The sequence below is a fragment of the Streptomyces sp. 71268 genome (assembly GCF_029392895.1).
Taxonomy (GTDB): domain Bacteria; phylum Actinomycetota; class Actinomycetes; order Streptomycetales; family Streptomycetaceae; genus Streptomyces.
The window spans coordinates 8,097,781-8,109,358 of sequence record NZ_CP114200.1; the positions used below are offsets into that span (position 1 = coordinate 8,097,781).

Genomic DNA, 11,578 nt, shown 5'->3' on the forward strand with positions numbered 1-11,578 from the left:
CACCTACGGTCGGTGACGGGCCACGCGCCGGAGAGGGCCACCCCACCCGGCGGGTGCCGGCTGGTCGCGGGGGTTTCCGGCGGCACGGGGGAGGCGGGGCTGAGGGACGCGTTTGCGGGGTACCCGCAGGGCCTGCATGGTCGAACGACGGGGTCACGGCCCGCGCGCCCTGCCGGGTGCTCGCGCGGCGCGGGAAGACGGCGGGTGGCCCCGCGCACCGCGAACCAAGGAGGCACCGCATGCCCATCGCCACCGTGAACCCGGCGACCGGCGAGACCCTGATGAGCTTCGACGCACTGAGCCAGGAGGCGGTGCGCGAGCGGCTCGACCGGGCCGAGGCGGCCTTCGCCGACTACCGCACGACGAGCTTCGCCCACCGCGCCGAGCTGCTGAACCGGGCCGCCGACCTGTTGGAGGCGGACCAGGAGGCGATCGCGCGCACCGTCACCACCGAGATGGGCAAGCCGCTGGGCGCCGCCCGGGCCGAGGCCGCCAAGTGCGTGAAGGCGATGCGCTGGTACGCCCGGCACGCCGAGCACCTGCTCGCCGACGAGCAGCCGGCGCCCGACGACGTCGCGGACTCCGGCGCGGTCCGCGCCTTCGTGCGCTACCGGCCGATCGGCCCGGTGCTGGCCGTCATGCCGTGGAACTTCCCGATCTGGCAGGTGGTGCGGTTCGCCGCGCCCGCCCTGATGGCCGGCAACGTGGGCCTGCTCAAGCACGCGTCGAACGTCCCGCAGACCGCGCTGTACCTGGAGGAGCTGTTCCGCAGGGCGGGGTTCCCGGCGGGTGTCTTCCAGACGCTCCTGGTGGGCTCGGGTGCCATCGAGGGCATCCTGCGCGATCCACGGGTGGTGGCGGCGACCCTGACCGGCAGTGAGCCCGCCGGGCGGTCGGTGGCCGCGATCGCCGGCGACGAGATCAAGAAGACCGTCCTGGAGCTGGGCGGCAGCGACCCGTACCTGGTGCTGCCGTCGGCCGACGTGGAGCGCGCGGCGCGCACGGCCGTCACCGCGCGGACCCAGAACGCGGGCCAGTCCTGCATCGCCGCCAAGCGCTTCATCGTGCACGAGAAGGTCTACGACGCGTTCGCCGACGCGTTCGTGGCGGGCATGCGGGCGCTGCGCGTCGGTGACCCGACGGACGAGGCCACCGACGTCGGCCCGCTGTCCAGCGAGGCGGGCCGCGCCGACCTGGAGGAGCTGGTCGACGACGCGCTGCGGCACGGGGCGAACGCCCTGTGCGGCGCCCGCCGCCCGCCGGACCAGCCGGCCGGCTGGTTCTACGAGCCGACCGTGCTCAGCCACCTCAGCGCCGACATGCGCATCCACCGGGAGGAGGCGTTCGGGCCGGTCGCGTCGCTGTACCGGGTGGCCGACCTGGACGAGGCGATCGCCCTCGCCAACGACACCTCCTTCGGGCTCAGCTCCAACGCGTGGACGCGCGACGAGGCCGAGCAGGAGCGGCTCATCCGCGACCTGGCCGCCGGCGGCGTCTTCTTCAACGGCATGACCGCCTCCCACCCGGCGCTCCCCTTCGGCGGCGTCAAGCGCTCCGGCTACGGGCGCGAGCTGGCCGGCCACGGCATCCGCGAGTTCTGCAACGTCACGACCGTCTGGTACGGCCCGCCGAACGGGTGAGCCGCCCGGACGCGCGCCGCGCCCGGGCGCACCCGATCAGTCCGCCTGGGCCGCGCGCACCAGCACCCGCACCGTGCGCAGCCGCTCGTCCGCGGCGTCCGGGACGCGCATGCCCGCCTCCACGCCGGTGTGCAGGTAGCGCAGCACCGGCTCGGTGAGTCGCTCGCCCGGCAGCGCGGCCGGGATGCCCGGCGGGTAGGGCGTGAGCATCTCCGCCGCGATCCGCCCGGCCGCCGCGGACGGCGGTACGTCCTCGGTGGTGCCGAAGTACGCGTCGCGCGGCAGGCACACCTGCTCCAGCCGCAACTCCGGCGGCGAGGGCACGGCCACCCGTGGCGCGTCCCGCAACTCGTCCGCGTGCGCCACCAGGTCGCGCAGCGCCGCCAACAGCGGCCGTGTCGTCTCGGCCGAGTCGGCGTGGGTGAGCTGTGTGCTGATCCGCCGGTGGTCGACGAGGTGCACGTCGATCCGGTGGTGCTCGCGCAGCCACCGCGCCGCCCGGTAGCCGGTGGTGCCCGTCTCGGCGAGGTCGATCACCACCGGCAGCGGGTCGAGGTCCGCGGCGCGCCCGGGCCCGACGAAGTCGTCGCGGTCGGCCACGTGCAGCCCCGGCAGCGTCTCGATCTCGGCCCGCACCTCCCGGGCCAGGTCGAGCGCGTCGCCGATGAGCTGCTTGCCGTGCTCGACCATCTGCCGGCGCCAGCCGTCCAGGCCCGCGTAAATCAGCACCGACGGGCTGGTGGTGCCCAGCAGGTCGGCCCGGGAGGCGAGCACCGCGGGGTCGATCAGGTCCCCGCCGAGGTGGAAGACCGAACCCTGTTCCAGGCCGCTGCCCATCTTGTGGATGCTGGTCACGCACACGTCAGCGCCGGCGTCCATCGCCCAGGTCGGCAGGTCGGGGTGGAAGGGCAGGTGAGCGCCCCACGCCTCGTCCACGATCAGCGGCCGGCCGCGCCGGTGGCACACCTCGGCGATGGCGGCCAGGTCCGCGCACGCGCCGTACGGGGTGGGGCTGGTGACCAGCGCGCCACGGGCGTCGGGGTGGGCGGCGAACGCGGCCTCGAACGCCTTCGGGGACGGCGGGTGCGCCAGCCGGCGTTCCGCGTCCCACTGCGGCTCCACCCACACCGGGCTCACCCCGGAGAGGATCAGACCCGCGACGACGGACTTGTGCGCGTCCCGGCCGATCAGCAGCTTCTGCTGCGGGCCGGCGACCGACAGCATGGCCGCCTTGACGGACAGCGAGCTGCCGCAGGTGGAGAAGAACGTGAGCCGCGCGTGCACCGCCTCGGCCATCAACTCCTCGGCCTGCACCAGCACCTGCCGCGACTCCTGGTGGTCGTCGAGGCCCCCGATGGCCAACACGTCCGCGGCGAAGGCGGCGTCTCCCAGCACGGCCCGCACCCGTGGGTCGGCGCCCCGCGCCTGTTTGTGGCCGGGTGGCGTGTACGAGAGATGTCCGTCGGACTGGTAACGGCTGAGGGCACGCAGGATCGGCGCTTGGCTTTGGTCCATGCGCCACGGGTTCCCCGCGGACCTGGGGCGTACCACCGAGGTAGGCCGATCGTGGGTCCGTCCGCGACTCCGCGGCCCGTACGTGATCTCCGTGGCGTGATCTCCCCGCCCGGGGCACTTTGAAGGTGAACGGGCGTCATCCGTCCGCTACGGTGCGCCGCCCGTCCCCGGCCGGGCCGTCGTGGGGTGGCGCGCGTCACGGGACGGCGAGGGCCGCTGGCCGTCGTGCCAACGAACTCCGCAAAGTGTGCATTCGCGACAGGCGCCATTCGGCCGACTTCCCGTCGTCACCGTCCGCTATCCGGGCACGGGCCGTGACCGCCCCGTGTCGAGGTGCCTATTGGTCTCGACCACCGGTGCCGCAGGTCATCCCGGGGAGCTCAGTTGGCCACGCCGGACGGCCCTCGCGCGGCGCCGCGTTCCGGTGCGCGGAGAGCGTCGGTCATGGAACGGCAAGGGCTGACGAAATCCGGAATGCTACCTCTCCGTACGCCCACGCGGTGCGATCGTCATGCCGCACTATGTGGTGGGCGGCCGACAGGGCGTGACTCCCGGTCGGCTCGTGACATGTTCACGACCGTTGCTCGCGGTGCTCCAGACGGCGTGCGTTCGGGGAAGGGGAGCCCCGGTCGTGTGCCCTCCACTTTCCGCTGTCCATCGCCTCGCGCCGCCGTGGCGTGCTCCGGCACGCCGTGGTGCGCGACTGTTGACGAGTCGGCGCTCCCACCGGCGCCGACCATCCCTGGGGGGATGTCTCCATGGGTCAAGTGACCCGGCTGACCGTTGCGTGTGCAACGGCGGCCCTCATCGCCATCGGCCTGCCGACGGCCGGCGCCGGCGCCGCCGAGGCGCCGAGGATCGACCTGCGGGTCCTGGTCGTCGACGACGGCGGCCCCGCGACCGCCGCGATCGCGGCCCAACTCGACAGCGCGGGAACCCCGCGCACCACCGTCGCACTGGGCGACACCGGACGGCCGCGCATCGACGCGGCCTTCCTCAGCGACACCGTGGACGGCCGACCCCGCGCCAGGTACCAGGCGGTCGTGCTGCCCAACGACAACCCCTTCGGCGCCGGCTCCGCGGAGATGGCCGCGATCACCGCGTACGAGAAGCGCTTCGGCGTCCGGCAGGTGGACGCCTACACCCACGCGCGCCCCGAGGTCGGGCTCAACTACGCGCAGGACCCCGGCTACGTCGGGCCGTTGGACGGGCGCACCGCGCGGGTCACCGGCGCCGGGGCGGCCGGCCCGTTCGGCTACCTCGACGGCGCCGTGCCCTTCGAGGACAACGACCCGGGTGTCACCGAGAGCTACGGCTACCTGGCCGTACCGCTCGCCCAGCCGCCGGGCGACGGGAAGTTCACCAGCTACGTCGACGCGCCGCTCGCGGGCACCACCGCCAGGGGGTCGCTGGTCGGCGAGTACGCCCACGACGGGCGCCGCGAACTGGTGGTCACCTTCGTCTACAACCAGCACCAGCGGCAGTACCGGCTGCTGGCCCGGGGCATCGTGGAGTGGCTGACCCAGGGCATCCACCTCGGCGCCGACCGGAACTACCTCGCCGTGCACGTGGACGACGTCCTCGGCGCGGACGACCGGTGGGACAGCGAACTCAACTGCACGCCCGGCGACGTGGACTGCGGCTCGGCGGGCGACGGCGCCGAACCGGACCCGATCCGGATGACCGCCGGCGACGCGGAGTACGCGCGGACCTGGTCGGCCGCGCGCGACTTCACCCTGGACATGGCGTACAACGCCGGCGGCAGCGAGGCGCACCGGGAGGCGAACGACGGCGAGGACCCGCTGGCCGACCAGTTCCTCGCCGACCAGCACGCCTACCGCTGGGTCAACCACACCTACAACCACCTCTTCCTCGGCTGCGTGCAGGACGCCAGCGTCGTGCCGTGGAAGTGCGCCACCGACCTCCTCGGCCGCACCCGGTGGACCAGCGGCTCCACCATCTTCCAGCAGATCGAGGACAACCTCGACTGGGCCGGCCGGCAGGGCCTGGCCGTGGACCGGAGCGAACTCGTCACGGGCGAGCACTCCGGTCTCGCCAGCCGCCCGCAGCAGCCGAGCGACAACCCCGCACTGGCCCCCGCGCTGCGCGACAGCGACGTGGCCTGGATCGGCAGCGACTCCTCCCGCGAGTCCGCGCAGCGCGCGGCCGGCCCGGCGCTGACCGTGCCCCGCTACCCGATGAACGTCTTCTACAACGCGGGCCGCGCCGCCGAGCAGGTGGACGAGTACAACTGGATCTACGCGCGCAAGGCCGACGGCGGCAGCGGGACCTGTGAGACCGCGCCCAACACCACCTGCCTGCCCAAGGCCCTGGACCCGGAGACCGGCTACGCCTCGTACATCGTGCCCCTGGAGGCCAACATCGGCCTCGCGCACGTCACCAACAACGACCCGCGACCGCACTTCATCCACCAGTCCAACCTGGCCGAGGACCGCATCGCCTACCCGGTGCTCGACCGGATCCTGCGTGACTACGCCGCGCTCTTCGCCGACAACACGCCGCTGGTCAACTCCCGGATGCGCGACATCGGAACGGAGCTGCGCCAGCGCGCCGCCTGGCGGAACGCGCTCACCTCCGGGAAGGCCAGCGCCTACCGGATCGGCGACACCGTCACCGTCACCACCCCCGCCGGCACCGACGTCACCGCCACCCTGCCCGCCGGCAGCGAGCAGCGCACGGAGGAGGGGAGCATCCCGTTCGGTTCGCCGTACGCGGGGCTGCGCTCCGGCTGGGCCGCGCCCGACGAGGAGGCGACCGAGGTCGAGCTGACGCTGACCGACGCCGGCACGCCGACCGACCCGCCACGGCCCGGCCCCGCCGACCCGCCCGCGACCCCGGCCAAGCGACTCCCGGTGCCCGACGGCACCCGCGATCCGGTGCCGTACGGGCCCGGCGACATCAGGTTCCAGCACCGACCGGCGTTCTAGCACCGACCGGCGCGGGGCCGGCGCCGGCGGCCCGTCGCGGGCGACGAGCGGCACCGGCCGCCCCGCCTGCGACGAGCCGGGCGCCCGCACCGCGCACCGGCCCCACCCCGAGGAGCCCGAGCCACGGGCCCCCGCCGCCCAGCCACACCGGCGGCACGGCGCGCACCGGCCCGCCCACCCAACGGGTCGGTGCCGCCCGGCCGACGCCCGCCCCACCGCACCAGGCGATCCCACCCCGCCCCACCGCACCAGGTGATCCCACCCCACCGCCCCGTCCGTACCGCCGCCTTCGCCGGGCTCGCCGGCGCGCCCACGGCACCCGGCTCCGCCCCGTGGGCGCCGTAGGCGTGTCGGGAGAGACCACGCACCGTCCCCTCGGGAGTAAGAACGGCCATGCACGGACCACGCACCGCGCCCACCAGCGGCGAGCCGCTGTCGGACGGCATCTCGGTGACCCTCCTCACCGAGGGCACCTATCCGCACAGCCACGGCGGAGTCAGCGTGTGGTGCGACCAGTTGATCAACGGCATGCCCGATGTGGACTTCCACATCATGGCGGTGACCGGCACCGGCCGAGAGCCCCTGTCCTGGCAGCCGCCCGCCCACGTACGGAGCATCGAGAACTGGCCACTGTGGGGCACCACCCACCCCCGCCCCGCCCCCCCGTGGCAGACCACTGCGCCGCTTCCTGGACGGGTACGAGGACTTCCTGTCAGCCCTGCTCGACCCCGCACACGAGAACCGCTTCCCGGCCGCCCTGTACCGACTGGCCGACCTCGCACCGGACGGCACCCTGTCGGCCGCGCTGCGCACCGAGCGGGCGGCACGCGTGCTGGCCCGGTTGTGGACCAGACCCACCCTGGCCACCGCCGCCGCCCGACCCACCCTGCACGACGCGCTCAGCGCGACCGACCTCCTGGAGCACGCCCTGCGCCCCCTCGCCGCCAGGCCGGCCGCCACCACCTCCGTCACGCACGCCGTCAGCGGCGGGCTCGCCGCGCTGCCCGGCCTCGTCGCCCACCACCAGCACGGCACGCCGTTCCTCCTCACCGAGCACGGCGTCTACCTGCGCGAGCGCTACCTCGGCTTCCGCGCCGAGCCCTACCGCTGGCCCGTCAAGGCGCTGCTGCTCGGCTTCTTCCGGCTGCTGGCCAAGGAGAGTTACCGCACCGCAGCCCTGGTCACCCCGGGCAACCGGTACAACCGGCGCTGGGAGGAGCACGGCGGCACCCCACCCGAGCGCATCCGCACCGTCTACAACGGCGTCGACCCCGCCGCCTTCCCACCCGCCGGGCCCGAACCCGGGACACCCACGCTCAGTTGGGCCGGCCGGGTCGACCCGATCAAGGACCTGGAGACCCTCATCCGGGCCTTCGCCGTCGTCCGCGACAAGCTCCCCGCCGCCCGCCTGCGCCTGTTCGGCGGCACCCCGCGCGGCGCCGAGAAGTACCGCGAAGGCTGCGAACGACTCGCCGCCGAACTCGGCGTCGCCGAGGCCGTCACCTTCGAGGGCCGCGTCGAGGACATCAAGGACGCCTACGCGGCGGGCAACGTCGTCATGCTCTCCAGCGTCAGCGAAGGATTCCCCTTCACCCTGATCGAGGCCATGTCCTGCGGCCGGGCCACCGTCTCCACCGACGTCGGCGGCGTACGCGAGGCCGTCGGGGACGCCGGCATCGTCGTACCGCCGCGCGACCCGGCCCGGATGGCCGAGGCCGCGCTGCGCCTGCTCAACGAGCCCGCGCTGCGGGCCCGGATGGGCGAGGGCGCCCGGGCGCGCGTCATCGAACAGTTCACGCTGCGCCAGACCATCAGCACCTTCCGGGAGATCTACCAGGACCTCTCCGGCCACCACCGGGCCCTGCAGGCCGCGCGCCCGACGCGCGCCACGCGCCCCTCTTGGGCCCAGCCGATCGCCGCCGGAGGTGTCGGATGAGCGGCCCGTTACGCCTGGTCCCCGGCCCCGAACCCGCGCACGGGCCGCGCCACGGCGCCGAGCGGCCCGAGCCCGCGGGCGAGCGCCGGCACCGACGCGGACTGCGGCCGGTCCCCTCCTGGGCCGACGACCCGCTGGACGACCTCGCCGAGCGGCTCGCCGACGTCTGCGCCGCGGCCGTCCACCCCGACGAGATCGCCGCCTTCCTCGAAGCCGACGGCCTGACGGGCGAACAGATCACCGAGCGCTTCGGGCGCCGCGACGTCTTCGAACTCGCCGCCGAACTCCACGCACGCGTCCCGCGCGGCTACCCCGAACCACCCGCGCGCCCCGACCCCTGGCGCGCGGCACCCGGCCGGTTCCTGCTGCGCGGCGTGGTGTTCACGCTGCCCGGGCTCGGCTACGTGCTCAGCGCGCCCTTCCTGGACGGGCCGAGCGGGCGCTTCGGCCTCTCCGCCGGCACCGTCCCGCTGGCCGCGTCCGCGCTCGTCGGCTGGGCCTGGAACCAGGCACTCGCCCACCGCGCCTACCGCTGGCTCGCGCTCGGCGGCACCCCCGCGGCCGCCGCCTGCCTGCGCGTCGGCGGCGCCGTCGGCGCGCTGCTCGCCTTCGCCGCGGCCCTCGCGTTGCCGGGTCCCGTCGGGGCCACGGTCTTCGCCGCCGGCCAGTCCTGCTACCTCGCCGCCGCCACGGCCCTGCTGGTCCTGGGCAAGGAACGCGAGCTGCTGTACAGCCTGCTGCCCACCGCCGTCGGCGCCGCCGCCATGCTGTGCGTCGAGTTGCCCGTCGCCGCGCGCGCCGCGCTGCCCGCCGCCACCGTCCTGATCGCCCTGGCCTACGCGGCCCACGCCCTGCGGCGGGCCGTCGCGGGGCGGCGGCAGCCGCCCGACGACCCCGGGGGAGCGGGGGAGTCTGCCCACGGGCCACGCTGGCGCGAGTCGGTGCCCTACGGCCTGTTCGGCCTCGGCTGCGCGGTGCTCACCTCCGTCGCCGTCCTCGGCGACGTGCTGCGCTACGGCGCGGGCGCCTCGCTCACCGGCCCCTCGGTCATCGCGCTCACCCTCAGCATGGGCCTGGCCGAGTGGCTGCTCTACCGCTGCCGGGGCCTCGCGCTCGCCGCGCTCAGCCAGAGCACCACGGCCGGCGGCCTGCTGCTGCGCGTCGCCCGGGTGCTGGCCCGCTGCCTGGCCGGCTACCTCGCCGTCCTCGCCGTCCTCGTCCACGCCACGGCGGCCGTCTGGCCGGGCGGGCCGCACCCGAGCCCGCAGCGGCTGCTCGCCGTGGTCGCCCTCGGCGCCGTGATGTGGCTGGGCCTGCTGCTGCAGGCGTTCGGCACCGCGTGGACGCCGGCGCTGGCCACGCTGGCCGCCGCCGGTGTGGAGACGCTGCCGCTCGCCCTGCACGTCTGGACGCCCACCTCCGTCCAACTCGCCGCCTGTACCGCCACCGCCGTCGTGCTGCTCGGCGCCGCCACCGCGCTGCTCGGCCGCATCACCGCACACCGCTGACCCGCCCGCACACCGCACCACCAACGCCCGCACGACGCACACCCACCAGAATCGGAGCCCCCGCATGTCCCCGACCCCCACGCCCCCCTCGCACCGCCGGCCGCCGACCGCCGCGGCCGAGCCGAACCGGGAACCCGCGACCGCCGCCCCCGCCCGTGACACCGCCACGGCGCCGACGCCATCCGCCGCCGGCGCCGGCCTCGTCGCCGTCACCGGCGCCGAGGGGTTCATCGGCTCGCACCTGGTGGAGACGCTGGTCGCGGCGGGAGCCCGGGTGCGGGCGATGGTGCAGTACAACTCCTTCTCCTCCTTCGGCTGGCTGGAGACGCTGCCGGCCGACGTGCTCGACCAGGTCGAGGTGGTGCTCGGCGACGTCCGCGACCCCGGCTCCGTGACCGGCCTGGTCACCGGCGTCGAGGCCGTCTACCACCTGGCCGCCCTCATCGCCATCCCGTACTCCTACCGCGCCCCGCACAGTTACGTGGAGACCAACGTCACCGGCACCCTCAACGTCCTGGAGGCCGTACGCCACCAGGAGATCCCGCGCCTGGTGCACACCTCGACCAGCGAGACCTACGGCACCGCCCAGACCGTGCCGATCACCGAGGACCACCCCATCAACACCCAGTCGCCCTACGCCGCCTCCAAGGCGGGCGGCGACCGGCTGGCCGACAGCTACCACGCCAGCTTCGCCACCCCGGTGGTCACCCTGCGCCCCTTCAACACCTTCGGGCCCCGCCAGTCCATGCGCGCCGTGATCCCCACCGTCATCGGCCAGGTCGCCGCGGGCCAGCGCGCCATCACCCTCGGCGACCTGCGCCCCACCCGCGACTTCAGCTACGTCAAGGACACCGCCGCCGCCTTCCTCGCGGTCGGCACCGCCCCCGCCGAACGGGTCGTCGGCCACACCTTCAACGCGGGCACCGGCGGCGAGATCTCGGTCGGCGAACTCGTCGGCCTCATCGGCACGTTGATGGACACCACCCTGGAGGTCCGCGAGGACGCCCAGCGCATCAGGCCCGCCGACTCCGAGGTCATGCGGCTGGTCTGCGACGCCTCCCGGCTGCGCGCGGCCACCGGCTGGGCCCCGACCCACACCCTGCAGGACGGCCTCGGCCACACCATCGACTTCTTCCGCGACCCGGCCAACCTGGCCCGCTACAAGACCGACCGCTACAACGTCTGACCACCCCGAGGCCCCGACGGGGCCGTCCCCACCCCGCGTTGTCCCGTCCGCACCCCACCCCCGACGGGGCGACGCCGCCCGCCCGTCCGCACCCCCCGCGCGGACCCCACAGGAGATGAGGAACCCTCCATGCACGCAGTCATCCTGGCCGGCGGCAAGGGCGTACGACTGCGCCCGTACACCACCGCCCTGCCCAAGCCGCTGGTGCCCATCGGCGACCGGCACGCGATCCTGGAGATCGTGATGCGCCAACTCGCCGCCGCCGGCTTCACCAGTTGCACGCTGGCCATCGGCCACCTCGGGCACATCATCCGCGCCTACGTCGGCAACGGCTCCCAGTGGGGCCTGCGCGTCGGCTACAGCAGCGAGGACAGCCCGCTGGGCACCATGGGCCCACTGCTGACCATGCTCGACCGACTTCCCGAACACTTCCTGGTGATGAACGGCGACATCCTCACCGACCTCGACTTCGGCGACGTGCTGCGCACCCACGCGACCAGCGGCGCCCCGCTGACCATCGCCACCTACGCGCGCCAGGTCAACATCGACTTCGGCGTGCTGACCACCGAGTCGGAGCGGGTGGTGGGTTTCACCGAGAAGCCCAGCATCGACTACCGCGTCTCCATGGGCGTCTACGGTGTCTCTCGCGACACCCTCAACCCCTACACGCCGGGCCTGCCGCTCGGCTTCGACGAACTCGTCCTCGACCTACTGGGGGCCCAGACCCCACCGCACGCCTACGATTTCGACGGCTACTGGCTCGACATCGGCAGGCCCGACGACTACGACCGCGCCAACGCCGAGTTCACCCACCGCCGTGGCGTCCTCATCAAGGGAGCGTGACC

The 11,578-nt window shown here is 74.3% G+C and carries 6 protein-coding genes and 1 pseudogene; 6 read left to right on the forward strand and 1 reads right to left on the reverse strand.

The genetic code is table 11. The features are described from left to right. Positions 1-239 precede the first annotated feature (239 nt). A complete protein-coding gene (locus OYE22_RS32200) occupies positions 240-1,640 on the forward strand; it encodes an NADP-dependent succinic semialdehyde dehydrogenase (RefSeq protein WP_277323732.1) in 1,401 nt (466 codons plus the stop codon). A 36-nt stretch (positions 1,641-1,676) separates the two neighbouring features. On the opposite strand, the gene OYE22_RS32205 is transcribed toward OYE22_RS32200, so the two are convergent. Continuing rightward, complete coding sequence (locus OYE22_RS32205) at positions 1,677-3,155, reverse strand: ornithine decarboxylase (RefSeq protein WP_277323733.1); 1,479 nt, start codon at positions 3,153-3,155, stop codon at positions 1,677-1,679. Positions 3,156-3,913: 758 nt separating this feature from the next. On the opposite strand from OYE22_RS32205, the gene OYE22_RS32210 reads away from it, so the two are divergent. The 5 genes and pseudogenes from OYE22_RS32210 (at position 3,914) to OYE22_RS32230 (ending at position 11,576) form a co-directional block, all read left to right on the forward strand. Next, positions 3,914-6,103, forward strand: a complete 2,190-nt coding sequence (locus OYE22_RS32210; RefSeq protein WP_277323734.1) for a hypothetical protein — start codon at positions 3,914-3,916, stop codon at positions 6,101-6,103. A gap of 393 nt (positions 6,104-6,496) precedes the next feature. After that, a pseudogene (gene pelF, locus OYE22_RS32215) lies at positions 6,497-8,039 on the forward strand (GT4 family glycosyltransferase PelF). Next, complete coding sequence (locus OYE22_RS32220; protein WP_277323735.1) at positions 8,036-9,547, forward strand: hypothetical protein; 1,512 nt, start codon at positions 8,036-8,038, stop codon at positions 9,545-9,547. Before pelF ends, OYE22_RS32220 begins: the two are co-directional and overlap by 4 nt. A 64-nt stretch (positions 9,548-9,611) precedes the next feature. Continuing rightward, a complete protein-coding gene (locus OYE22_RS32225; protein ID WP_277323736.1) occupies positions 9,612-10,733 on the forward strand; it encodes an SDR family NAD(P)-dependent oxidoreductase in 1,122 nt (373 codons plus the stop codon). Between the two features lie 129 nt (positions 10,734-10,862). Beyond that, complete coding sequence (locus tag OYE22_RS32230) at positions 10,863-11,576, forward strand: nucleotidyltransferase family protein (protein ID WP_277323737.1); 714 nt, start codon at positions 10,863-10,865, stop codon at positions 11,574-11,576. Positions 11,577-11,578 lie beyond the last annotated feature (2 nt).